Annotated in this window: 18 protein-coding genes and 1 pseudogene; 14 read left to right on the forward strand and 5 right to left on the reverse strand. The window is 70.5% G+C overall.

The window, feature by feature from the left end:
• The first annotated feature begins 31 nt into the window (after positions 1-31).
• The gene (locus QQY66_RS36165) at positions 32-997 is read left to right on the forward strand and encodes a thiamine-phosphate kinase (RefSeq protein WP_301984536.1); all 966 of its coding nucleotides are present in this window, start codon (positions 32-34) and stop codon (positions 995-997) included.
• Complete coding sequence (thiD, locus tag QQY66_RS36170; protein WP_301984538.1) at positions 994-1,791, forward strand: bifunctional hydroxymethylpyrimidine kinase/phosphomethylpyrimidine kinase; 798 nt, start codon at positions 994-996, stop codon at positions 1,789-1,791. Before QQY66_RS36165 ends, thiD begins: the two co-directional genes overlap by 4 nt.
• 119 nt (positions 1,792-1,910) lie before the next feature.
• Here the strand turns inward: thiD and rpmB are convergent, their stop codons facing one another.
• Positions 1,911-2,096 (reverse strand): 50S ribosomal protein L28, encoded by a 186-nt coding sequence (gene rpmB / locus QQY66_RS36175; RefSeq protein WP_003993230.1) that lies wholly within the window; start codon positions 2,094-2,096, stop codon positions 1,911-1,913.
• Between the two features lie 255 nt (positions 2,097-2,351).
• On the opposite strand from rpmB, the gene QQY66_RS36180 reads away from it, so the two are divergent.
• The gene (locus QQY66_RS36180) at positions 2,352-4,088 is read left to right on the forward strand and encodes a DAK2 domain-containing protein (protein ID WP_301984539.1); all 1,737 of its coding nucleotides are present in this window, start codon (positions 2,352-2,354) and stop codon (positions 4,086-4,088) included.
• Between the two features lie 20 nt (positions 4,089-4,108).
• On the opposite strand, the gene QQY66_RS36185 is transcribed toward QQY66_RS36180, so the two are convergent.
• Together QQY66_RS36185 and QQY66_RS36190 are read right to left on the reverse strand one after the other, a co-directional pair.
• Positions 4,109-7,441 carry a tetratricopeptide repeat protein gene (locus QQY66_RS36185; protein ID WP_301984540.1) on the reverse strand — a complete coding sequence of 1,111 codons (3,333 nt, stop codon included), beginning with the start codon at positions 7,439-7,441 and terminating at the stop codon, positions 4,109-4,111.
• Entirely contained in the window at positions 7,438-9,267 is a 1,830-nt protein-coding gene (locus QQY66_RS36190) for an HSP90 family protein (RefSeq protein WP_301987612.1), read from the reverse strand. The genes QQY66_RS36185 and QQY66_RS36190 overlap by 4 nt, the downstream gene beginning before the upstream one ends.
• 168 nt (positions 9,268-9,435) lie before the next feature.
• Here QQY66_RS36190 and QQY66_RS36195 point away from each other — a divergent pair, with 168 nt between their 5' ends.
• From QQY66_RS36195 to mutM, 8 genes are all read left to right on the forward strand, one after another.
• Positions 9,436-12,702 carry a helicase-related protein gene (locus tag QQY66_RS36195; RefSeq protein ID WP_301984541.1) on the forward strand — a complete coding sequence of 1,089 codons (3,267 nt, stop codon included), beginning with the start codon at positions 9,436-9,438 and terminating at the stop codon, positions 12,700-12,702.
• A 73-nt stretch (positions 12,703-12,775) separates the two neighbouring features.
• Complete coding sequence (rsmD, locus tag QQY66_RS36200; RefSeq protein WP_301987613.1) at positions 12,776-13,399, forward strand: 16S rRNA (guanine(966)-N(2))-methyltransferase RsmD; 624 nt, start codon at positions 12,776-12,778, stop codon at positions 13,397-13,399.
• A gap of 26 nt (positions 13,400-13,425) precedes the next feature.
• On the forward strand, positions 13,426-13,905 hold the full coding sequence (coaD, locus tag QQY66_RS36205) for a pantetheine-phosphate adenylyltransferase (protein WP_301987614.1): 480 nt from the start codon (positions 13,426-13,428) through the stop codon (positions 13,903-13,905).
• Positions 13,906-14,063: 158 nt separating this feature from the next.
• Positions 14,064-15,128 (forward strand): ATP synthase F0 subunit B, encoded by a 1,065-nt coding sequence (locus QQY66_RS36210; RefSeq protein WP_301984542.1) that lies wholly within the window; start codon positions 14,064-14,066, stop codon positions 15,126-15,128.
• A gap of 144 nt (positions 15,129-15,272) precedes the next feature.
• Positions 15,273-15,923, forward strand: a complete 651-nt coding sequence (locus tag QQY66_RS36215) for a DUF177 domain-containing protein (RefSeq protein ID WP_301987615.1) — start codon at positions 15,273-15,275, stop codon at positions 15,921-15,923.
• Between the two features lie 2 nt (positions 15,924-15,925).
• The gene (gene rpmF / locus QQY66_RS36220) at positions 15,926-16,099 is read left to right on the forward strand and encodes a 50S ribosomal protein L32 (RefSeq protein WP_007493396.1); all 174 of its coding nucleotides are present in this window, start codon (positions 15,926-15,928) and stop codon (positions 16,097-16,099) included.
• Between the two features lie 19 nt (positions 16,100-16,118).
• Complete coding sequence (rnc, locus tag QQY66_RS36225) at positions 16,119-16,973, forward strand: ribonuclease III (RefSeq protein WP_301987616.1); 855 nt, start codon at positions 16,119-16,121, stop codon at positions 16,971-16,973.
• 80 nt (positions 16,974-17,053) lie between these two features.
• Entirely contained in the window at positions 17,054-17,914 is an 861-nt protein-coding gene (mutM, locus tag QQY66_RS36230; RefSeq protein WP_301984545.1) for a bifunctional DNA-formamidopyrimidine glycosylase/DNA-(apurinic or apyrimidinic site) lyase, read from the forward strand.
• Positions 17,915-17,928: 14 nt separating this feature from the next.
• Here the strand turns inward: mutM and QQY66_RS36235 are convergent.
• Together QQY66_RS36235 and QQY66_RS36240 are read right to left on the reverse strand one after the other, a co-directional pair.
• Positions 17,929-18,164 (reverse strand): annotated as a pseudogene (locus QQY66_RS36235) (winged helix-turn-helix transcriptional regulator); the annotation flags it as partial.
• 49 nt (positions 18,165-18,213) lie between these two features.
• The gene (locus QQY66_RS36240) at positions 18,214-19,311 is read right to left on the reverse strand and encodes a CAP domain-containing protein (RefSeq protein WP_301984546.1); all 1,098 of its coding nucleotides are present in this window, start codon (positions 19,309-19,311) and stop codon (positions 18,214-18,216) included.
• Between the two features lie 160 nt (positions 19,312-19,471).
• Between QQY66_RS36240 and QQY66_RS36245 the strand changes: the two genes are divergently transcribed.
• From QQY66_RS36245 to smc, 3 genes are all read left to right on the forward strand, one after another.
• Complete coding sequence (locus tag QQY66_RS36245) at positions 19,472-19,753, forward strand: acylphosphatase (RefSeq protein WP_301984547.1); 282 nt, start codon at positions 19,472-19,474, stop codon at positions 19,751-19,753.
• A gap of 381 nt (positions 19,754-20,134) precedes the next feature.
• Positions 20,135-20,368, forward strand: coding sequence for a hypothetical protein (locus QQY66_RS36250; protein WP_301984548.1), 234 nt, complete (start codon positions 20,135-20,137; stop codon positions 20,366-20,368).
• 217 nt (positions 20,369-20,585) lie between these two features.
• Positions 20,586-24,209 (forward strand): chromosome segregation protein SMC, encoded by a 3,624-nt coding sequence (gene smc, locus QQY66_RS36255; RefSeq protein WP_301984549.1) that lies wholly within the window; start codon positions 20,586-20,588, stop codon positions 24,207-24,209.
• Positions 24,210-24,302 lie beyond the last annotated feature (93 nt).

Here is a 24,302-nt window from a genome sequence, read left to right on the forward strand (position 1 = left end):
CACGGACAGGTACAGAAGGGGCGAAAGGACAATGAAGGGCACTGTTGGTGAGCTGGGGGAGTTCGGGCTCATCAGGGAGCTCACCTCCCGTCTCACCACCACCCCGGCGGTCCGGGTCGGCCCCGGCGACGACGCCGCGGTGGTCGCCGCACCAGACCGCAGGGTCGTGGCGAGCACCGACATCCTCGTCGAGGGGCGGCACTTCCGCCGCGACTGGTCCACGGCCTACGACGTGGGCCGCAAGGCCGCCGCACAGAACCTCGCGGACATCGCGGCCATGGGCGCCGTACCGACCGCGCTGCTGCTCGGCCTGGTCGTTCCGGCCGAACTCCCGGTGGCCTGGCCGACCGAGATGATGGACGGACTGCGCGACGAGTGCCAGGTCGCGGGGGCATCGGTGGTCGGCGGGGATGTCGTACGAGGCGACACGATCGTGGTGTCGATCACCGCGCTCGGCGATCTGCGCAACCAGGAGCCCGTGACGCGGGGCGGTGCGCAGCCCGGGGACATCGTCGCGGTGACGGGCTGGCTGGGCTGGTCGGCAGCCGGGTACGCGGTGCTGTCGCGCGGGTTCCGTTCACCGCGGGCCTTCGTGGAGGCGCACCGGCGCCCGGAGCCGCCGTATCACGCGGGGCCGGCCGCGGCCGGGCTCGGCGCGACCGCGATGTGCGACGTGAGCGACGGGCTGATCGCCGACCTCGGGCATATCGCGGAGGCCAGCAAGGTCCGTATCGACATCCGTTCCGGCGCGATCGACATCCCCTCCCAGATGAACGACATCGGGCAGGCCGTCGGCGTCGACCCCATGCAGTGGGTGCTCACCGGGGGAGAGGACCACGCGATCGTGGCGACCTTCCCGCCGGACGTGAAGCTGCCCGCCCGCTGGAAGGTCATCGGTGAGGTGCTCAACCCCTCGGCGCTGCCCCAGGTGACGGTCGACGGGGCGCCGTGGACCAGCAAGGGCGGCTGGGACCACTTCGGGGACATCGAGTCGTGAGCGCGCCGCCGAAAGTGCTGACGGTCGCGGGCTCCGACTCCGGCGGAGGCGCCGGGATCCAGGCCGACTTGAAGACGATGCTGGCGCTCGGCGTGCACGGCATGAGCGTCGTCACCGCGGTGACCGCGCAGAACTCCCTGGGCGTGCAGGGGGCTTGGCCGCTGCCCGTGGAGGCGGTGCGGGCCCAGTACCGGAGCGTCGTCGACGACATCGGCGTACAGGCCGTGAAGACCGGGATGCTCGCGTCCGCCGAACTCGTCGAGGCGGTGGCCAAGTTGATCGCCGGTACGGATGCTCCGGCCGTGATCGACCCCGTGGGTGTCTCCAAGCACGGGGACTCGCTGCTGGCTTCGTCCGCGCTGGATTCCGTACGGACGAAACTGCTGCCGGTCGCCACCGTGGCGACGCCGAACCTTGACGAGGTGGCCCAACTCACGGGCGTGCGCGTCGAGTCGGAGGAGCAGATGCGGGGGGCTGCGGCGGCCGTTCTGGCGTACGGGCCGCGCTGGGTGCTGATCAAGGGTGGGCATCTGCCCGGGGACGCCGTGGATCTGCTCACCGACGGGGCGCAGGAGCACTGGCTGCGGGCGCCCCGGCACGACAACCGGCACACGCACGGCACGGGCTGCACGCTTGCCTCGGCGATCGCTTCAGGGCTGGCGAAGGGGCTGCCTGTGCCGGAGGCGGTGGCGGCGGCGAAGGAGTACGTCACCGGGGCGATCGAGGCGGGGTTCGCGCTCGGTGGGGGGATCGGGCCGGTGGATCATGGGTGGCGGTTCAGGGCGGACGTCTAGGTCCCGGAGGGCACAGCGGGCACATTTTCGGGCACAGCGGGCACAGCAAAAAGCCGGTCCACCAGAGGTGGACCGGCTTCTGCAGCGAACCAGCAGTGGCCGCGCGCTACCGCGTAGCGTCAGCGCGAGACCTTGCCGGCCTTGATGCACGAGGTGCAGGCGTTCACGCGCTTCGGCGTCCCGCCGACCACGGTACGGACGCGCTGGATGTTCGGGTTCCAGCGACGGGACGTACGGCGGTGCGAGTGCGAGATGTTGTTGCCGAAGCCCGGCCCCTTGCCGCAGACGTCGCAGTTGGCAGCCACGGGTCACTCCAAAGACTTCAGATGCACTTACGGTTGAACCCGGCAGGCCGGGATCAGGATCGCAGGATAGAGATCTGAGTGGCGTTGCCAGGGAAATGGCCCGATGTGGATCGGGCAACCGGAGCAGCATACAACGACTGCGCCAGTACAACGAAACTACCATGGCTGCTCAGGGCCCCGCTCCGGCCCACTTCCGGCGCACACCGGCCCGGGGTCTACGCTGCGTCCCACGTCCAGCAGCTCAAGGAGGCGCAGGTGGCGCAGGTGCCGCAGACATTCTTCGATGCTCTCGCGGTGCGTACCTGGTGCGGTCTCGCGCTGGAGGCGCTGGGGCGGTCGCGTGAGGAGATCGACGCGATCAACGTCTACCCGGTGGCCGACGGGGACACCGGCACGAACCTGTATCTGACGGTGGAGTCGGCGCTCGCCGCGGTCGAGGCGGTCTTCACCGGCCACGAGGTCGGGGGCGGTGCGGGGGCGCCGCCGCTGGCCGACACCGTGCAGGCCATGGCGCACGGCGCGCTGATCGGGGCGCGCGGGAACTCCGGAACGATTCTGGCGCAGCTGCTGCGGGGGATGGCGCAGGTGCTCGCTGGTGGTGCCTCGTCCTGTGGTGAGACCCCTCACAGTGCCGCCCGGGGGCTGCGGCTCGCGCTCCGGCATGCGGCCGACTCCGCCCGGCAGGCCGTGGCCCACCCCGTGGAGGGCACGGTTCTCACCGTCGCCTCGGCCGCCGCGGACGCCGCCACGGGTGCCGAGGGGGACTGCGGGACGGTCGCGCGGGCGGCCTACGAAGGCGCACGAGCGGCTCTCGCCGCGACACCGGGCCAGCTGGCCGTCCTGGAGCGCGCGGGCGTCGTGGATGCGGGCGGGCGGGGGCTGGTGGCGGTGCTCGGGGCGCTGGTGGAGACGTTCACGGGGGAGCGGCCGGCGGCGGTGGCCGTGGCGTCGCCGGTGGACGCGGGGCACGCGCGCGTGGATGACATCGGCGCGCGGGACGGGCACGCGCGCGTGCCCGCCGAAAGCCTCGCTGACTGCCTGGACGGGGCAGCGGTCCTGGAGGAGGGCGGGCCCGCCTTCGAGGTGATCTACCTGCTGGAGGCCGAGGACGCGGCCGTGACCCGGTTGCGGGAGCGGCTCGACGCGCTCGGGGACTCGCTCGTCGTGGTCGGCGGCGACGGGCTGTGGAACGTCCATGTGCACGTGGACGACGCGGGCGCCGCCGTGGAGGCGGGCGTCGAGGCCGGTCGGCCGTACCGGATCAGGATCACGCACTTCGCTGTCGGAGACGTGCACACCACCGGCGGCGGACGCCCGCCCCGGGAGCGCGTCCAGCGTGCCGTCGTGGCCGTGGTGCCCGGCGAGGGGCTGGCCGGGCTGTACACCGAAGCGGGCGCGACCACGGTGCTCGCTCGCCCCGGGGAGCCGCCCGCGAGCGGGGAGCTCGTCGACGCCGTACGACGGGCCCACGCACTCGAGGTCGTCCTGCTGCCCAACGACGCCGACCTGCGCCACACCGCCGCAGCGGCGGCCGAGCAGGCACGCACGGAGGGCATCCGGGTGGCGCTGATCCCGACGCGCTCCGCGGTGCAGGGGATCGCGGCGCTGGCCGTGCACGAGCCGGACCGCCGGTTCGACGAGGACGTCGTCCAGATGACCTCGGCGGCCGGCGCGACCCGCCACGCCGAGGTGACCGTCGCCGAACGCCAGTCCTGGACCACGGCCGGGATCTGCCAGGCCGGTGACGTCCTCGGCCTCATCGACGGCGACGTCGCCGTGATCGGCTCGGACGTCACGGCCACCGCCGAGACCGTCATCGACCGCATGCTCCAGGCGGGCGGCGAGATGGTCACCCTCGTCCTCGGCGACGAGGCGCCCGACTCCATCGCCGAGCGTGTCGAAGCACGCGTGCGTGAGGTGTACCTCGCCGTCGACACGGTGGTGTACCGGGGTGGGCGGCAGGGTTCGCTGCTGCTCATCGGCGTCGAGTAGGCCGTGTTCCTCCAGAGGCCCTATTCCTCCGTCTGTTCCTGCTGTTCCTGCATCAGCTGGAGCATCTGCTCCGCCTCCGCCCGCCGGGCCTGCACCGTCTCGTCGACGTCGTCGGCACAGTCGTACGCGACCAGCACGGCACGCGCGCGTGCGGCGGCCTGTGCGGGGCGGCTCAGGTCTGCCTCCAGCCAGCCGGCGGCGAGTTCGGCGCCGGTGCGGGCGTGCAGGACGTCGTCACCTGCGGCGGCGAACACCGTGACCGCGTCGAGCATCTGGCACAGGGCTTCTTCGAGAGTGGCCCGGATCGAGTCGTCCTCGGCGTCCTCGGTGGCGGACCGGGCGAGCAGGTCGCCGAACTGCCGGTGGGTGTGGCCGAGTTCAGCGGTGAGGCGCTGCCGTGACTCCTCGTCGGCGGTCGCGTCCCGTGCCGTCGCGCAGTCGTGGACCGCGTCCGTCATCAGCTCCCGTGCCCCGTCCGGCCCGTCCTGCGTGCGCAGCGCGAGCCAGGCGCGGGCGCGCAGGGAACGCACCAGGCCGTGCACGTTGCCGAGCTCGCGCCACAGGTCGCCCGCGCGCGCGTAGGCCCGGTCGGCCTCGTCGTGCAGCCCCGCGTGCCCCAGGGACTCCGCGGCGAGATGGGCGAGCGTGGCGTGGTCGTGCTGCTCGGGCCAGTGCAGGGCGATCTCGGCCGCCTGCAACCGCCGTTCGGCCGCCGCGCGGTGCTCGCCGAGCTCGCTCAGGCAGTCGCCGAGCCACCACTGCGTCTGTACGACCGCGCCGTCGCCGTGCGTTTCGGCGGTCAGGTCGGGCAGCGCCGACTCCAGCACCTCCGCGGCCTCCGCCCACCGTCCCTGGCGCAGCAGGAACCCGCCGAGCTGGTGCCGGGCCCAGGCGCCGAGTGTCGGGCCCTCGCCCGCCTCGTCGGCCCAGTGCGCCGCGTCCAGGGCGTGTTCGGCGGCCTCCGCGGACCGGCCCCTGCCGCCCAGCACCTCGGCGAGCTGAAGGTGCAGCTGGGCGCGGCCGACCGGCTCCAGGTGCGGTCCGCCGTGCTCCAGCGCCGCCCGCAGCGCCCGCTCGGCCTCCGCCGTGTCGCCCAGGTGGTGCGCGAGCCCCGCCAGCCGGGCCTCGTACTCCACCGCGAACCACGGCAGCCCCGCCCCGACGAACGCCGCCGCGGCCCGAGCGAACAGCTCCGCCGCTCCCTCCACGTCCCCGGCATGCGCGGCCAGCTCCGCGAGCATCGCCTGCGCCTCCGCAGCCCGCGAGGCAAGCCGCACATCGTCCCCGGCACGCCCTTCGACCAGCGCGAGCACCTCCCGTGCGGCGGCTTCGGCGTCGACGAAGGCCCGCTCGGCCGGTGAGCCGCCGAGCCCATCCGACGAGGAGCGGCCGGCGGACGCATCCCACGCCGAGCCGCGGGCCGCCACCTCGCCGCCCGGGAAGCCGTCGTCCCCGGTCGCGTCCGGTAGGGGATCTGGGTTGTGTGGGGAGCCGTGGGCCGGTGGTTCGCTGTTCGGGGAGGCGTGGTCCTTGGCTGCGTCCGGTAGGGGGTCTGGGGCGTGTGGGGAGCCCTGGGCCGGCGGTTCGCCGTCCGGGAAGCCGTAGGCCGGTGGTTCGCTGTTCGGGGAGGCGTCGCCCCTGGCCGCGTCCGGCACGAAGCCCGCGTCCTGCGGGGAGTCGTAGCCCCGTGGTTCGCCGCCCGGGAAGCCGTCGCTCGCATCCGGCGGCGAGTCGTCGTCCGGGGCTGCGGCACCCGCCGAATGGTCCGCCTCGTGCACCCGCCGCATCAGGATCCGGGCCTTGCCCATCAGCACCGACGCCGTCTGCGGGAGGCCGGTGCCGCCCTCGGCGTAGAGCGCCAGGACCTCGTCGTAGGGGCCTGCCACGGCGGTGAGCGCGCCGGCCGTGTCGCCCTCAAGCGCGCGCATGTACGCCGCACGCGTGCGTGCCGCCAGGGCTTCACCGGGGTCGCCCGCCTCCGCGTACAGCTCGGCCGCGCGCTCGAACAGGTCGATGCCCTCGGGCCCCAGGTCCATCGCGCGATGGTCGGCGATCTCGGCGCGGTCCCGGGGGTCCAGTTCGACCCCCTCGGCGGCTCGGGCGACCGCCGCCCATGCCTCGATCGCGTTCGGCTGCAGGGTGTCCGACAGCCGCCGGGCCTCGGCGAGCAGCGCGGGCAGATCGGGCTTCACGGCCTCATCGTGCTCCGGAACCGGCGGGACGGGAACCGCCGCGGGACGTGCCGACCGCACCCCGAGCGGCAGTCGCTCCACCAGTGGCCGCTGCTCCATACGCGCGCGTGCCCGCTCGCTCACGTGCGCCGTGCCGTTGCGCTGGTCGAACCGCCCCGCCAGCGCGAGGGCCTCCACGCGCGCGTGGGCGGCGAGTTCGCCCGCCGTCCACTCCCGCCCGGCCGGCCCCGGCACCCGCTGGCCGCCCAGCCCCAGCGCGGTCAGCCGGTCCATGAGCAGGGCCACGACACTCATGAAGTCCAGCCTGCTGCGCGGATGCCCGGTGTCGGTGAAGTACGCCGGCCGCTCCGCGAGCATTTCCAGGCCGCGCGCCTCGTTGCCGGTCAGGGCACAGAACTCCACATGGTCCGCGTAGGCGCCGCGCATGCTCTCCATGGCCCGTACGAGCCGGAAACCCCGCAGATGGTTGGCCCGCGCCTCGTCCAGGCGGCCCAGCCGCAGCAGGGGCACCAGGGACGACGCCAGGACCGTGTGCGGTTCGTGGGCGCAGGTGAACTCACCCTCCAGGACGGGCGCCCACAGCTCCAGCGCCGCCGTGTCCCGCCCCCGCTCCGCCTGCCACCACCCCTGCCCGTGCAGCTCGCACGCGTGGCAGTCGGCCATGCTGTCTCGGTCGGCGGCCAGCCACGCGGCGTACGCCCGCTCGGCCCGGTCGACGTCCCCGATGTGCGCGGCCACACTGAACTCGGCGCTGCGCACGGCCCGTTCGGAGTGCCCGGCGAGCCGGTAGCGGTGTTCCATCTCGCCGAGCCACTTCTCGACGGACGCGAGCGGGATGTGCGGCTGGTCGAGCATGCCGGACGACATCCACTTGAAGACCCAGTGCAGCGAATGGGTCTCGTACTCGTCGAAGTCCTCGGGGTGTTCGTCCCACATGCGCAGCAGGCGCGCGAAGGGGACGAACATCTTGTCCTTCTCGGAGCTGTAGTTGTAGACCTTCAGCTGGTGCCCGAGCGCCTCGATCACCGCAAGGGGGATGTTCAGCTTCTCGGCCTCCGCGAGCAACTGCTCCGCGCGCGCGTTGCGGGCCGGGCCCTCCGGCTGCTCGCCGTTCTCCGCCATCGCCCGGCGCAGGGAGTCGAAGTCCGTGATCTCACTCATCGCTGACCGTCCTCGCTGTGCGTGGCCCACTCCAGGAGGCCGATGAACGCCCGGTTCAACAACGCCGAGTCGGCGGGCCTGAGCGGCCGCTGTGCCATCAGCAGGGCCTGCCCGTACAGCGACTCCGTGGCGGTGCCGATCAGCTCGGGGTCCCGCAGGGAACTGATCCTGCGGATCAGCGGGCTGAGATGGTTGAGCACCAGCCGCGCGCGTGGGGCGCTGCCGCGCAGCGAGCCGAGGATGCCCGCCCAGAGGTCGTCGGCCTGCTCCTCGGCCTCGGCCCGGGCCTGCTCGTGCCGGGCCGCACGGTCGTCCAGGTGCAGTGCGGGCACGGACAGGGGATGGAAAGCGCGCAGTACTATGTCACATCCCAGTGGGTCCAGCGTCGCCCGCGCCGCCGCCAAGAACCCCGCCAGCGCCAGCTCCTCCGCCGGATCGACCGCGTCCAGATGGGCGGTCACCGTGTCGGCGTCCAGCTCGGCGACCACCGTCCCCGGCCGCACCGACGGCAGCGCCTCGACCAGCTCACTGTCGTACGTGTAACCGCCGTTGATCACCCCGACGCCCTGCGCGGACGCGATCGGTGCGACCTGCCGGTACTCCTCGACGGTCCGGGTGAAGTGCACCACCGGGTGCCGCTGCGCGAACTCCTCCAGGGACAGCCGCCCGTCGGTCGTCTCGAAGGGCAGCCACGGCAGCATCGTGCGCAGCATCTCCTTGTCGTGCCGCGCAAGGGACTTCACGCCCAGGTAGTGCACGGACAGGAAGGCCGCCAGCCGCTCCGGATCACCGGCAGCCAGCCCGGTGAGCCACGAGCGAATCCTTTCCCCGAGAGCTTCCCGTACGGCGGCGAGGGTCTCGTCCTCGTACAGCGACTCGCGCGAGGCCGTGGGCCGCAGACTGTCGGTATCGAGCACACAGCGCACGAAGAACGCCCAGTCGGGCAGCAGCTGTTCGGCCCGCTCGGTCAGCAGCATGCCCTTGAGGTGCACGCGATGACTCGCCCGCTGTGCCGGGCTGACCGCGGACGGCAGCACGTACGCCACACCCCGGACACCGGCGAGCGGAACGTTCAGCTCGATCGCGTCCAGCGGAGTGAAGCCGAACAGATCGTGGCAGTGCCGCGCCAGGGCCACCCTGCGGGTGGCGGGGGAGGGGTACGTACGGTCCCAGGGCGCGGGCAGGTCCGTGACCGCCTCGTCGCCGACCCGGACGTCGTACGGCAGCAGGGACCCGAAGTCCCGGGCCAGCGCGAGCACCCGCTCCTCGGTGAGCCACTCCCCGGCGCCGGGCCGCGCCACCAGATGCACGGTGGTGCCCGGTTCGGTGCGGGCGTCCGGCGGCAGGCTCCGTACGGTGTACGAGCCGTCGTCCGCCGCGGTCCACTCCACGGGCGCCGCACCGGGCGTACGGGCGCTCAGACTGACGACCCGGATCCGCTCGGCGACGACGAAACAGGCCAGCAGGCCTATGCCGAACTGGCCGAGGAACTCGGACCGGGCCTCCTGCAACCCCTCCGCCCGCTTCGAGCTGCGGCCGATCGTGGCGAGGAGGTTGTGCACATCCGCTTCGGTGAGCCCGATCCCGGAGTCCGCCACGCGCAGGGTCCCGCCCTCCGCGTACAGCCGCACGCGGGCAGGGGAGTCGGGCTGTTCGGCACGTCTCGCCGTGATGGCGTCGACGGCGTTCTGCAGCAGTTCCCGCAGGTAGACCTTGGGACTGGAGTAGAGGTGATGAGAGAGCAGGTCCACCAGACCGCGCAGGTCGACCTGGAACGTATGAGGTGGCTGGGGTGCCTGGGATGACTGTGAGGTCTGGGAGTCCATCGTCACGGCGCCGGTGGGGGGACGGGCGACGGCGCGGGGTCGGGCGGTCCCGGTTGAGGCGGTGACCGCGGAAAGGATGGCCGGAGCGCGTCATCCTATGGCCCGAACGAGCCGTCTGACCAGGGGTTTCCCGAGACGTATACGGCATTGTCAGTGGTGTGGTGTGCAATGGATCTCGTGCCCGCACTGGAAGAACCACTGAAGAAGGTGCTCGGCCCCGCCACCGCGAAGGTGATGGCCGAGCATCTCGGCCTGCACACCGTCGGCGACCTTCTGCACCACTACCCGCGCAGATATGAGGAGCGGGGCCAGCTCACGCACCTGGCCGACCTCCCCATGGACGAGCACGTGACGGTGGTCGCCATGGTCGCCGACGCCCGTCTGCACACCTTCGCCTCGTCCAAGGCTCCCCGGGGCAAGGGCCAGCGCCTGGAAGTCACCATCACCGACGGCAGCGGCCGACTCCAACTGGTCTTCTTCGGCCACGGCGTTCACAAGCCCCACAAGGAGCTGCTGCCGGGCACACGCGCGATGTTCGCGGGCAAGGTCTCCGTCTTCAACCGACGCCTCCAACTGGCGCATCCGGCGTACGAGTTGCTTCGCGGCGACGCGGAGGAAACCGTCGAGACGTGGGCCGGCGCCCTCATCCCCATCTACCCCGCCACCGCCAAACTGGAGTCCTGGAAGATCGGCAAGGCGATCCAGACGGTCCTGCCCAGCGCCCAGGAGGCCCTCGACCCCCTCCCGGACACCCTCCGCGAAGGCCGCGGCCTGGTTCCCCTCCCCGAGGCCCTGCTCAAGATCCACCGCCCCCACACCAAGGCGGACATCGCCGACGCCCGCTCCCGCCTCAAGTGGGACGAGGCCTTCGTCCTCCAGGTCGCCCTCGCCCGCCGCCGCCACGCCGACGCCCAACTCCCGGCAGTCGCCCGCAAACCCAAGCCGGACGGCCTCCTCACGGCCTTCGACGACCGCCTCCCCTTCACTCTCACCGAAGGCCAGCAGAAGGTCTCCAAAGAGATCTTCGACGACCTGGCGACCGAGCACCCGATGCACCGGCTGCTCCAGGGAGAGGTGGGTTCGGGCAAGGCCCAGCCTCTCGACTCGCTCGTGCTCACACCTGCCGGTTTCCGCCGCATGGGCGACATGGAGGTGGGGGACGAAATTGTCGTTCCCGACGGTGGGATCGCACTTGTCGACGGGGTCTTCCCACAGGGCGAGCGCGATGTCTGGCGCCTGATCCTTTCTGATGGGGCCTACGTCGAGTGCGATGACGAGCATCTATGGATCGTTGGCACCAGTTGCGGGTGGCACCGGGGACAGACTCCCAAGGTCATGACGACTCGCGAGATTCGCATGGACACCTTCAAAGCAAACGGATCTTCGAAGTGGTACCTCCCGGCTGCTGCCCCAGTCGATCTCGGAGGCGATTCCGGACTGCCCCTCGATCCGTACCTGTTTGGTCTCCTGCTGGGAGACGGCTCATTCCGGCACAACCTGCGACTGTCCACGATCGACGACGAGCTCCGTGATGCCGTGGCGGCGAGTGTGGCTCCTGAATGCCGACTGGTTCCGGTGGAGGGTTCGCGTTGTGACTTCACGATTCAGCTGACGCGCCGCGCTGGAGGTGTCCGTAACCCCGTCATCCAAACCCTGCGTGACTTGAACCTGTGGGGCGTGACGTCACACGGAAAGTTCGTTCCTGACGAGTTCAAGAACACTTCGATCAAGAACCGCCTGGCTCTTCTCCAGGGACTTCTGGACACTGATGGCACGGTCCAAGCGGATGGGCTGAGCATCTCGCTCTGCTCAGCTTCGCGCCGGCTTGCGGACGACGTTGCCTGGCTCGTGCGCTCGCTCGGTGGCCGGGCGCGGGTTCTCCCGAAGAAGGCCGCCTTCAACGTCTCGGTGGCCCTGCCTGACGAATACGCCCCCTTCAGGCTGAGTCGCAAGGCCGAGCGTGTACGGTCCAGGCCGAAATACAACACGTTCCGACGCGGAATTCGCGCGGTGGAGTACGTGGGAAGAAAGCCCGTCCAGTGCATCAGTGTCGCCCACCCGGGCCATGCCTACGTCACAGACCACTTCACAGTGACCCACAACACGATGGTGGCCCTCCGCGCCATGCTCGCCGTCGTCGACGCGGGCGGACAGGCCGCGATGCTCGCCCCCACCGAAGTGCTCGCCCAGCAGCACCACCGCTCGGTCGTCGAGATGATGGGCGAGCTGGCCAGTTGGGGGCTGTGGCGCGAAGCGCCTCCGCAGAAGGGCGGTGGTGGGCAACGGGAGGGAGGGATGCTGGGCGGTGGCGACGAGGGGACCAAGGTCGTACTGCTCACCGGCTCGATGGGCGCCGCCGCCCGCCGCCAGGCGCTGCTCGACCTGGTCACCGGTGAGGCCGGGATCGTGATCGGCACGCATGCGCTGATCGAGGACAAGGTGCAGTTCCACGACCTCGGCCTGGTCGTCGTCGACGAACAGCACCGCTTCGGCGTCGAGCAGCGCGACGCCCTGCGCGGCAAGGGCAAGCAGCCGCCCCACCTCCTCGTCATGACCGCCACGCCCATCCCGCGCACGGTCGCCATGACCGTCTTCGGCGACCTGGAGACCTCCGTCCTCGACCAGCTCCCCGCCGGGCGCTCACCGATCGCCAGCCATGTCGTCCCGGCCGCCGACAAGCCGCACTTCCTCGCCAGGACCTGGGAGCGGGTGCGCGAGGAGGTCGGCAAAGGGCATCAGGCGTACGTCGTGTGCCCACGGATCGGCGACGAGGAGGAGGACCCGAAAAAGAAGAAGTCCCCGGAGGGCGAGGCCGAGAAGCGCCCGCCGCTCGCCGTCCTGGACGTGGCCGACCAGCTCGCCAAGGGCCCCCTGCAAGGCCTCGGGGTGGAGGTCCTGCACGGCCGTATGCACCCCGACGACAAGGACGCGGTCATGCGCCGCTTCGCCGCCGGCGAGACCCATGTCCTGGTCGCCACCACGGTCATCGAGGTCGGCGTGAACGTCCCCAACGCCACCGCCATGGTGATCATGGACGCCGACCGCTTCGGCGTCTCCCAGCTCCACCAGCTGCGCGGCCGAGTGGGCCGAGGCTCCGCGCCAGGGCTCTGCCTCCTGGTCACCGAGATGCCGGAAGCGAGCGCGGCCCGCCAGCGCCTGAACGCCGTGGCCGCCACCCTCGACGGCTTCGAACTCTCCCGCATCGACCTTGAACAACGCCGCGAGGGCGACGTCCTCGGCCAGGCCCAGTCCGGCGCCCGCACCAGCCTGCGCATGCTCGCCGTCATAGAGGACGAGGAGATCATCGCGGAGGCGAGGGACGAAGCGGCGGCGGTAGTGGCGGCCGACCCGGAGCTGAGCCAGCTCCCAGGCCTACGAACGGCTCTGGACGCCCTCTTGGACGAGGAAAGAGAGCAGTACTTGGAAAAGGGGTGAAGGAAGGGACACCTCAGGGGCGCGGGGCTGTAATCCATATGCGGCTACCGCCGCGCGGGCGCGACCAGCCACACTGAACCTAAAGTCGCCCACGACCAAGGACCCAAAGATGACCCGCGTGATCGCCGGCGCAGCCGGCGGACGTCGCCTGGCCGTCCCGCCAGGGACCCGCACACGCCCCACCTCCGACCGCGCACGCGAAGGTCTCTTCTCCACCTGGCAGTCCCTCCTCGGCGGACCCCTGGCCGGAGAGCGGGTCCTCGACCTGTACGCGGGATCGGGCGCCGTGGGCCTGGAAGCCCTGTCCCGAGGCGCGGGCCATGTCCTCCTCGTCGAGGCGGACGCCCGTGCCGCCCGCATCGTGCGGGAGAACGTGAAGAACCTCGGCCTTCCCGGCGCCGAAGTCCGGGCAGGTAAAGCGGAACAGATCATCCGCACAACGCCGCCTGAACAGCCGTACGACATCGTGTTTCTCGACCCCCCGTACGCCGTCTCGGACGACGATCTTCGGGAGATTCTGCTCACACTCCGTACGGAGGGCTGGCTCGCGACGGAGGCGCTCGTCACCGTGGAGCGCAGCACCAGGGGCGGCGAGTTCGGCTGGCCGCCCGGCTTCGACGCGATCCGGGCCCGTCGTTACGGCGAGGGGACGTTTTGGTACGGTCGCGCCGCCTCTACGTGCGAAGACGCACGATGACCGGACCGGAGAGCGAGGGATCTCAAGTGCGCCGCGCCGTCTGTCCCGGGTCGTTCGACCCGATCACCAACGGACACCTCGACATCATTGGCCGCGCCTCCAGGCTGTATGACGAGGTCTACGTCGCGGTGATGATCAACAAGTCCAAGAAGGGCCTGTTCGAGATCGAGGAGCGGATCGACCTGATCCGCCAGGTCACCGCCGAATTCGAGAACGTCCGGGTCGAGGCCTTCCATGGCCTGCTCGTCGACTTCTGCAAGGAACGCGACATCCCGGCCATCGTGAAGGGCCTGCGCGCGGTCAGCGATTTCGACTACGAGCTGCAGATGGCCCAGATGAACATCGGCCTCTCAGGCATCGAAACGCTCTTCGTGCCGACCAACCCGACCTACAGCTTCCTGTCGTCCTCCCTGGTCAAGGAGGTCGCGACCTGGGGCGGAGACGTCTCCCACCTGGTCCCGCCGGTGGTCTTCGAGGCCCTTGCCGAACGCCTGAAGAAGGACTGAGCGGGCCGTATCACGGGCGCCCGGAAAGCCACTCCGGAAACCCCCCGGAAAATCCCCCGGAAGCTGACAATCCGTCACCCGCTGTCCGGCGGGCACCCCATGGCCGTACAGTCGACCCGTCCGTCTCCATCACAGCTGTAGAGAGTGGCGAGCACACGGTGGACGTGCAGAAGAAGCTCGACGAGATCGTCGCCGCGGTCTCCAGTGCCCGGTCGATGCCCATGTCGGCCTCGTGCGTGGTCAACCGCGCCGACCTGCTCGCGCTGCTCGAAGAGGTGCGTGAGGCGCTGCCCGGCTCCCTCGCGCAGGCCCAGGAGCTGATCGGCGGCCGTGAGCAGATGGTCGAGCAGGCCCGCCAGGAGGCCGAGCGGATCATCCAGACCGCGCACGCCGAGCGGGGCTCGCTGATCTCCGACACCGAGGTCGCCCGCCGCTCCCAGAACGAGGCCGACCGCATCCTCGCCGAGGCCCGCAAGGAGGCCGAGGAGATCCGCGCCGAGGCCGACGACTACGTCGACTCCAAGCTCGCCAACTTCGAGGTGGTCCTCACCAAGACCCTCGGCTCGGTCGGCCGGGGCCGCGAGAAGCTCCTCGGCACCGGACCCGGCCTCGACGAGCAGGGCTACGAGGACGAGGACGCCCCCGAGCGCAGCCACGACCCCGAGACCCTGCGCCGCACCGCCGACGAGTACGTGGACGTCAAGCTGGGCGCCTTCGAGGCGGTCCTCGCCAAGACCCTGGAAGCCGTCGGCCGCGGCCGGCAGAAGCTGCACGGCCGTATCGCCTCGGACGACCTCGGCGCCCTCGCCGACGACATCAGCACCGTCCAGCACTCCAGCGACGCCGACTACCTCTCCGGCCTCGCGGCCCTCGCCGAGCAGGACACCCAGGCCCAGCAGCAGCCCGAACAGCCCCAGCAGCCGGACTACGGCCAGCCGCAGCCGGCGTACGGCTACCAGCAGACCGCGCAGCAGGACCCGTACGGCGGCGGCTACCAGCAGCAGGCCTACGCCCAGCAGGAGGCTTACGGCTACCAGCAGGCCGACCCGTACGCCTATCAGGGCTACGACGCCCAGCAGCAGGCGTACGACCCGAACCAGGTGCCGCAGCAGGCCCAGCAGGCCCAGCAGGGCTACGCGCTCGACGAGACCAGCCTCTTCGACACCGGCATGATCAGTGCCGAGCAACTGCGGGCCTACGAGCAGGGACGCGGCAACGGCTGAGGCCCCGGTGCCCAGCGGATTGGGCCGAGAGCGAAAGGTCCAGTATCCTGGCTCTTCGGTCGCGTGTACGTCCGCGATCCATGCTGCCCGGGAAACTTCAAGGGCGGCGTCCCTCTGAGCTCGAAGATCGAAAGCAGGAACGGCGTGACAGCCCGCCTCGACCACCGCAACCCTCTCGTGTTCGACACGCACGAGCTGGGTCGGCGGCCTGGTGCGCTGCAGCGCCTGACCCGCGAGATCGGCGCTCCCAAGGATCTCGGGATCCAGGGAGTCATCGGAGTGCCGGAAGGCGCCCCGGTGAAGCTCGACCTCCGGCTCGAGTCGGTCATGGAAGGGGTGCTTGTCACAGGCACCGCCCGTGCACAGGCCGAGGGGGAGTGCGTAAGGTGTCTGGAGCCGCTTGAGCTGGCGCTCGAAGCGGACTTCCAGGAGATGTTCTCGTACCCTGACGCCGATGACCGGGGCCGCGTCAAAGCGGAGCCGGCCGACGACGCCGAGGAAGACGAGGACAGGCTCTTCATCGAGGACGGCCTGTTCGACCTCGAGCCCGTGCTGCGCGATGCGGTGGTGCTCGCACTGCCGATGCAGCCGGTGTGCCAGGAAGACTGCCCAGGTCTGTGTGCCGAGTGCGGCGCACGCCTTGCGGACGACCCGGACCACCACCACCACGACGCCGTCGACATCCGTTGGGCGGCACTGCAGGGACTCGCCGGTTCACTCGGAGACGGCGAGAAGGACGAGATGAGCGGCGGCGCGCCTCAGTCAGCACGCGCCGACGAGAAGCAGGAGAAGTAGCCGTGGCTGTTCCGAAGCGGAAGATGTCGCGCAGCAACACGCGCCACCGCCGGTCGCAGTGGAAGGCTGCGGTCCCCACCCTGGTTGCGTGCGAGCGCTGCCACGAGCCCAAGCTGCAGCACATCGCGTGCCCGTCTTGCGGCACTTACAACAAGCGCCAGGTCCTCGAGGTCTGAGCGGCTGGTGAGAGGCACTGTGTCCACGCCGAAGAAGAACTCTGCGGAGACCACGGCCTCGTCCCACACGCTGTTGGAAGGGCGGCTCGGGTACAAGCTCGAGTCCGCCCTTCTGGTGCGTGCGCTGACCCACCGGTCCTACGCATACGAGAACGGCGGTCTGCCGACGAACGAGCGGCTGGAGTTCCTGGGGGACTCCGTGCTCGGCCTCGTCGTCACGGACACGCTGTATCGCACCCACCCCGACCTGCCCGAAGGCCAGTTGGCCAAGTTGCGGGCCGCGGTGGTCAACTCGCGTGCGCTGGCGGAGGTCGGCCGCGGTCTCGACCTGGGCTCCTTCATCCGGCTCGGCCGCGGTGAAGAGGGCACGGGCGGACGGGACAAGGCATCCATCCTCGCCGACACCCTGGAAGCGGTGATCGGCGCGGTCTATCTCGATCAGGGTCTGGACTCGGCCTCTGAGCTGGTCCACCGTCTGTTCGACCCACTGATCGAAAAGTCCTCGAACCTCGGAGCCGGCCTGGACTGGAAGACCAGTCTCCAGGAGCTCACCGCGATCGAGGGGCTCGGCGTACCCGAGTACCTGGTCACGGAGACCGGCCCCGATCACGAGAAGACCTTCACTGCTGCCGCCCGCGTCGGAGGCGTCTCGTACGGCACCGGCACCGGCCGCAGCAAGAAGGAGGCGGAGCAGCAAGCCGCTGAGTCCGCGTGGCGGTCCATCAAGGCCGCAGCGGACGAGCGTGCCAAGGCTGCCAAGGCCGCAGCGGCGGAAGCCGAAGCGGTCAGGGCCGAGGTGGCGGAAGCCGAAGCGGTCAAGGCCGAGGTGGCGGAAGCCGCCGGAGGCGCCGACGAGGCGCAGGCCTCCGCCTGACGAACAGCGCAGGACGAGCGCCCGCCCCGCCTTGTGGGGCGGGCGCTCGGCTCGTACACCGGCTCGATACGGGAGATCCCATGCCCGAGTTGCCCGAGGTCGAGGTCGTACGGCGGGGCCTTGCCCGGTGGGTCGCCCATCGCATCGTCGCCGAGGCCGAGGTCCTCCACCCGCGCGCGGTTCGCCGCCATCTCGCCGGCGCCGACGACTTCGTGCACCGCCTCAAGGGCCACCGCATCGGCACCCCAAGCCGCCGCGGCAAGTACCTGTGGCTGCCCCTGGAGGACACGCACCAGTCGATCCTGGCCCACCTCGGCATGAGCGGCCAGCTGCTGGTCCAGCCGCAGTCGGCACCCGACGAGAAGCACCTCAGGATCCGGGTGACATTCGCCGACGACCTGTCCACCGACCTCCGCTTCGTTGACCAACGCACCTTCGGTGGCCTGTCGTTGCACGACAACACCCCCGACGGCCTGCCCGACGTCATCGCGCACATCGCCCGCGACCCGCTCGATCCGCTCTTCGACGACGAGGCCTTCCACCAGGCGCTGCGCCGCAAGCGCACCACCGTCAAACGGGCCCTGCTCGACCAGTCGTTGATCAGCGGCGTCGGCAACATCTACGCGGACGAGGCCCTTTGGCGCGCCCGCCTCCACTACGAGCGCCCCACCTCGACCTTCACCCGCCCGCGCACCGCCGAACTCCTGGGCCACGTGCGGGACGTGATGAACGCGGCCCTCGCGGTGGGCGGCACCAGCTTCGACAGCCTCTATGTCAACGTCAACGGGGAGTCGGGCTACTTCGACCGATCGCTCGACGCGTACGGCCGTGAGGGACTGCCCTGCAAGAGGTGCGGTACGCCGATGCGCCGCCGCGCGTGGATGAACCGGTCGAGCTACTTCTGCCCGAAGTGTCAGCGGGCGCCGCGCGTCTCGTCGTAGCGCGCCCGTGCGGCTACCTCGCGGCCGAGCGGGGTCAGTTCGTAGTCCACGCGGGGCGGGTTGGTCGGCTGGGCCTCGCGGTGCACCAAGCCGTCGCGCTCCAGTGCGTGCAGCGTCTGGGACAGCATCTTCTCGCTCACGCCGTCCACGCGGCGGCGCAGCTCGTTGAAGCGCAGCGATCCTCGTACAGCGCGCCGAGCGTCAGTCCGCCCCAGCACTGCTCCGCCGTGCGCTCCTGCATGATGTCCATGCCTCAGGCGTACTCGGGTGCAGCGCTAACCAGAAGTTAGTGCTAGGTCTCAGTACCCGAAGTCCTGCGTCCACCACGGCCCACCGGGCCCGAGGTGGACACCCACGCCCAGCGTCTTGAAGTCGCAGTTCAGGATGTTGGCCTTGTGCCCGGGGCTGTTCATCCAGGCCTCCATGACGGCGGCCGCGTCGGCCTGGCCGCGGGCTATGTTCTCGCCGCCGAGGTCGGCTATCCCGGCTGCTTCGGCCCGGTCCCACGGAGTGGCGCCGTTGGGGTCGGTGTGGTCGAAGAAGCCCAGTGCGGCCATGGCGTCGCTGAAGTCCCGGGCCAGCTCGGCCAGCGCGCTGTTCGCGGAGACCGGGCTGCAGCCCACCTTCGCCCGCTCCTGGTTGACGAGCTTGAGCACCTCGGCCTCGGCCCTGGCCTCGGCGGACACCGTCACCGGGGCGCTGGTGTCCTTCTCCGGCGCCTTGGTGGCCGGGCGCGACGGGGTGGGGGTGGGCTTCGGCTTCTTGGTCTTGGCCGGCGGGGCCTTCGGCTCCTTCGACGGAGTCTTGGCCGGCGCCTCGGAGGACGCCGACGCGGACGGCGTCGGCGAGGCCGAACGCTCGTCGCCCCGGCTCGCCGACTCGTCGGTCTCGCGGCTGTCGGCGGCGCCGGACGTGCCGCCCTGCTCCGTCGCGCTGTTCGAGGGCGTGTCCACGGCCTGCACGTTGTCGGCGCCGTCGCTGCCGCCGCCGAGCTTGTAGTTCTCCACGCCGGGCACCACACCCGTGGCGACCGCGACCGTGCCGATGGCGACCGCGGCGGAGACGCCGAGCAGTCCGGCGCGCACCGGACGCGCCGCCTTCTTCTTGCGGCGGTGCCCAGCGGCTCGCCGGCCACCCCCGCCGGGTGCCGCTTCAGGGAAGACGACGCGGTAGTCCTCGTCCGAGGCGAAGAGGTAGCGCTCGCTGCGCGCGGTGGTCTCGGCGTACGCCTCGGTGCTGAGGTAGGGCGCCATGCCCGTGGTGGAACGGTCTGCCGCGTACGCGTCGTACGAGTCCTGCGGGTCGTGGCTCCCTGTGCGGGAACCGTACGTTTCTGTGACCCCCGTGGCGCGGCCCGTGGCGGCGCGGCCGGCGGCTGAGCGTCGGTGGCGTCCCATGTCCTTGCCTTCCTCGTCCTGTGCGGTCGACTCGCCCGTGCGGTCAACGCAACTCACTCGATCGAGTGAGTTTCATATGAGATTCATTGGGGCTGGACGGTACCGCATGGTGCTGGGTGAGGAAGTGCCCAGAGAGACATTGGCCCATTAGGTTGCACTCATGAGCGAGGATGTGCGGTTGGTCGCCTGGGTGCGTGGACGCGTCCAAGGTGTGGGTTTTCGCTGGTTCACCCGGGCCAAGGCGCTCGAGATCGGCGGCCTGAGTGGTTTTGCTCTCAATTTGGAGGACGGACGGGTCCAGGTGGTTGCGGAGGGCCCGCGCGGAGCGTGCCAAGGGCTCCTCGACTGGCTCGGGGGCGCCGACACGCCCGGCCGCGTCGACGGAGTCACCGAGATCTGGGACACACCCCGCGGCGGCTACGACGGCTTCTCGATCCGCTGAGCGATTTCTGTAAAGCGGCCCAGGCGGAAGCGGAGGGACATGCCACCGGCAGCTGCCCCGAGCAGAAAGGGCCTGGTGGTTGCCAAGAACCGGTTGCCGTGGCAGGCTCCGCAGGCAAAGATGATCGTCACGCCCTGAGGGGCCCGCAGGAGCAGCAGCGCCGCCGCTTTCACGGCCGCGCGCCCCCGGGATGCCCGCCAATGCAGGGCGTGATCGTGTTGACCGTCAAACTTTTTGGTGAGACGCTGAAAGCCCCGCGCACCTTAGCTGTTTGGCATGGTTGAACGGCAGCACAACTCAACAGTGCCAAGCACCGCGGGTGCGAATCCCTCACGACCCACACCGCATCGGTCGGTCACTCATTGTGGAGGACCATCCATCATGGCAAAGGCGCTTCTCGGTTACGTCGGCGGCTCCGACCCTCGACTCCTCGCCGAGATGCGACGGCTCCAGCAGCGTGTCCAGGACCTGGAATCCGAGCTCGGACGAATCCAGGCGGAGAACGACGCGCTGACGGCTGCCGCTTCTCACGACAGGATCATGGAGAGCATGGACTCTCACGACAGGGTCATGGAGAGCATCGACGCACACCAGGCGGAGCCTGCGCTCACCTGATCACTGCATCACACAACGACAGCAGTGGTTGGGCTGCCCGTATCAACCGCTAAGTTGTCAGAGTTTGCAAGGGACGCTTCGGCGTCCCTTCTTCTTGCCCCCGCGCATCCTTTCACCCTCTTTAACGTCTGGTGTGCCCTGCACGTTCATGGGTGAAACCGCGGGGTGCCCCAGGGTTCGGCGTCTGAGATACCGGCGGGAGGTAGAGTCCAGCGGCGTGCACCTCAAGGCCCTGACCCTCCGTGGGTTCAAGTCGTTCGCCTCGGCGACCACGCTCCGGTTCGAGCCGGGGATCACGTGTGTCGTCGGACCGAACGGCTCGGGCAAGTCCAATGTGGTGGACGCACTCAGCTGGGTCATGGGTGAGCAGGGCGCCAAGTCGCTGCGCGGCGGCAAGATGGAGGACGTCATCTTCGCCGGCACCACCGGCCGCCCGCCGCTGGGCCGCGCCGAGGTGTCCCTGACCATCGACAACTCCGACGGGGCGCTGCCCATCGAGTACGCCGAGGTCACCATCACGCGGATCATGTTCCGCAACGGCGGCAGCGAGTACCAGCTCAACGGCGACACCTGCCGCCTGCTCGACATCCAGGAACTCCTCTCCGACTCCGGCATCGGCCGCGAGATGCACGTCATCGTCGGCCAGGGCCAGCTCGACTCCGTACTGCACGCGGACCCGATGGGGCGCAGGGCCTTCATCGAAGAGGCCGCGGGTGTGCTGAAACACCGCAAGCGCAAGGAGAAGGCTCTCCGCAAGCTGGACGCGATGCAGGCCAACCTCGCGCGCGTGCAGGACTTGACCGACGAACTCCGAAGGCAGCTCAAGCCCCTGGGCCGCCAGGCCGCCGTCGCGCGCCGGGCCGCCGTCATCCAGGCCGACCTCCGCGACGCCCGCCTCCGCCTGCTCGCCGACGATCTCGTACGACTCCGAGAGGCACTCAAGGCCGAGGTCGCCGACGAGGCCGCGCTGAAGGAACGTAAGGAGGCCGCCGAGCTGGAGCTGAAGAAGGCGCTTCAGCGGGAGGCGCTCCTGGAGGACGAGGTACGGCAGCTCACGCCGCGACTCCAGCGCGCCCAGCAGACCTGGTACGAACTCTCCCAGCTCGCCGAACGCGTCCGCGGCACGATCTCGCTGGCCGACGCCCGGGTGAAGAGCGCCACCTCCGCGCCGCCCGACGAGCGCCGGGGCCGTGACCCCGAGGACATGGAGCGCGAGGCCAACCGGATCCGTGAGCAGGAGGCCGAGCTCGAAGCGGCCCTGGAGGCGGCCGAGCGCGCGCTGGACGACACGGTCGCGCACCGCGCCGAGCTGGAGCGCGAGCTCGCCATGGAGGAACGGCGCCTGAAGGACGTCGCCCGTTCCATCGCCGACCGCCGCGAGAGCCTCGCCCGGCTGAACGGCCAGGTCAACGCGGCCCGTTCGCGTGCCGCCTCCGCCCAGGCCGAGATCGACCGCCTCGCCGCCGCCCGCGACGAGGCCCAGGAACGCGCGGTCACCGCCCAAGAGGAGTACGAGACCCTCAAGGCCGAGGTCGACGGCCTGGACGCGGACGACGCGGAACTCGGTGAGCAGCACGAAGCGGCCAAGACAGCGCTGACCGAGGCGGAAGCCGCCCTGACGGCGGCCCGCGAAGCGGCCACAGCAGCGGAACGCCAACGCGCCGCCACCCGGGCCCGCCATGAGGCACTGGCGATGGGCCTGCGGCGCAAGGACGGAACCGGCGCACTGCTCGGCGCGAAGGACCGGCTCACAGGCCTGCTCGGTCCGGCCGCGGAGCTGCTAACGGTGACGCCGGGCTACGAGGTACCGCTGGCCGCTGCCTTCGGAGCGGCGGCGGACGCGATCGCAGTGACGTCCCCGTCAGCCGCGGCGGACGCGATCCGACTGCTACGCAAACAGGACGGCGGAAGGGCTGCGCTGCTACTCGCGGGTGAGCCAGAGGCGCCCCTCAGGGGCGCGGGGCTGTGTCTGACATGCGGCTACCGCCGCGTGGGCGCGACCAGCCACAACGAACCCGCAGCCGAAAGACAACCCCTCCCCGCACCCTCCGCCGCTGACATGGTCCGCGGCCCCGCCGAACTCATGCCCGCCGTACGACGGCTGCTCCACCGCATCGTCGTCGTCGGCACCCTCGAAGACGCCGAGGACCTCGTCTACGCCCACCCCGACCTCACCGCCGTGACCGCCGAAGGCGACCTCCTGGGCGCCCACTTCGCGCACGGCGGGTCCGCCGGAGCACCCAGCCTCCTCGAAGTGCAGGCTTCCGTGGACGAGGCCGCCGCCGAGCTGGAAGAGCTGGCCGTGCGGTGCGAGGAACTCACCGAGGCCCAGCACGCCGCGACCGAGCGCCGCAAGGAGTGCACCGCACTCGTCGAAGCCGTCGGGGAGCGGCGCAGGGCCGCCGACCGGGAGAAGTCGGCCGTGGCGCAGCAGCTCGGACGGCTCGCCGGTCAGGCGCGCGGCGCCGCCGGCGAGGCCGAGCGGTCCACCGCGGCGGCGGCGCGGGCGCAGGAGGCGCTGGACAAGGCCGTACAAGATGCCGAGGAGCTGGCCGAACGGCTCGCCGTCGCCGAGGAGATGCCGGTCGAGGAGGAGCCGGACACCTCCGTACGGGATCGGCTCGCCGCCGACGGCGCCAACGCACGCCAGACCGAGATGGAGGCCCGCCTCCAGGTCCGTACGCACGAGGAGCGGGTCAAGGGGCTCGCCGGCCGCGCCGACTCCCTCGACCGCGCCGCCCGAGCGGAGCGCGACGCACGCGCGCGTGCCGAGCAGCGGCGGGCGCGGATGCGGCACGAGGCGGCCGTCGCGGAAGCCGTCGCCTCCGGTGCGCGGCAGCTGCTCGCGCACGTCGAGGTCTCCCTCACCCGTGCCGACCAGGAACGCACCGCCGCCGAGACCGCCAAGGCGCGGCGTGAGCAGGAGCTGACCGTCGCCCGTAACGCGGGGCGCGATCTCAAGGCCGAGCTGGACAAGCTGACCGACTCCGTCCACCGCGGCGAAGTGCTCGGCGCCGAGAAGCGGATGCGGATCGAGCAGCTGGAGACCAAGGCGCTGGAGGAGCTGGGTGTCGAGCCGGCCGGGCTCGTCGACGAGTTCGGCCCGCATCAGCTCGTCCCGCCCTCGCTCCCGGCGGAGGGGGAGCAGTTGCCGGAGGACCCCGAGCATCCCCGCAACCAGCCCAAGCCGTTCGTCCGGGCCGAGCAGGAGAAGCGGCTCAAGTCCGCCGAGCGGGCCTATCAGCAGCTCGGCAAGGTCAACCCGCTGGCGCTGGAGGAGTTCGCGGCGCTGGAGGAGCGGCACCAGTTCCTCAGCGAGCAGCTGGAGGACCTGAAGAAGACCCGCGCCGACCTGCTCCAGGTCGTCAAGGAGGTCGACGAGCGCGTCGAGCAGGTCTTCACCGAGGCCTTCCGGGACACGGCCCGTGAGTTCGAGGGCGTCTTCAGCCGGCTGTTCCCGGGTGGTGAGGGGCGGCTGATCCTTACCGATCCCGACAACATGCTCACCACAGGCGTCGATGTCGAGGCACGTCCCCCGGGCAAGAAGGTCAAGCGGCTCAGCCTGCTCTCCGGTGGCGAGCGTTCGCTGACCGCCGTCGCGATGCTCGTGTCGATCTTCAAGGCCCGGCCCAGCCCGTTCTACGTGATGGACGAGGTCGAGGCCGCGCTCGACGACACCAACCTGCAGCGGCTGATCCGCATCATGCAGGAGCTGCAGGAAGCCTCGCAGCTGATCGTGATCACCCACCAGAAGCGGACGATGGAGGTCGCCGACGCTTTGTACGGCGTCTCCATGCAGGGCGACGGTGTGTCGAAGGTCATCTCCCAGCGGCTGCGCTAGATGCGTGCCGCCTACACCGGTTCTGACCAGCGGTTGGGGATCATTCCTTCAAGTCTTGAACGCAAAGCCCTTACGTGTGCGGTGCATTCTCTT

This window comes from Streptomyces sp. DG2A-72 (assembly GCF_030499575.1).
Classification (GTDB): Bacteria; Actinomycetota; Actinomycetes; order Streptomycetales; family Streptomycetaceae; genus Streptomyces.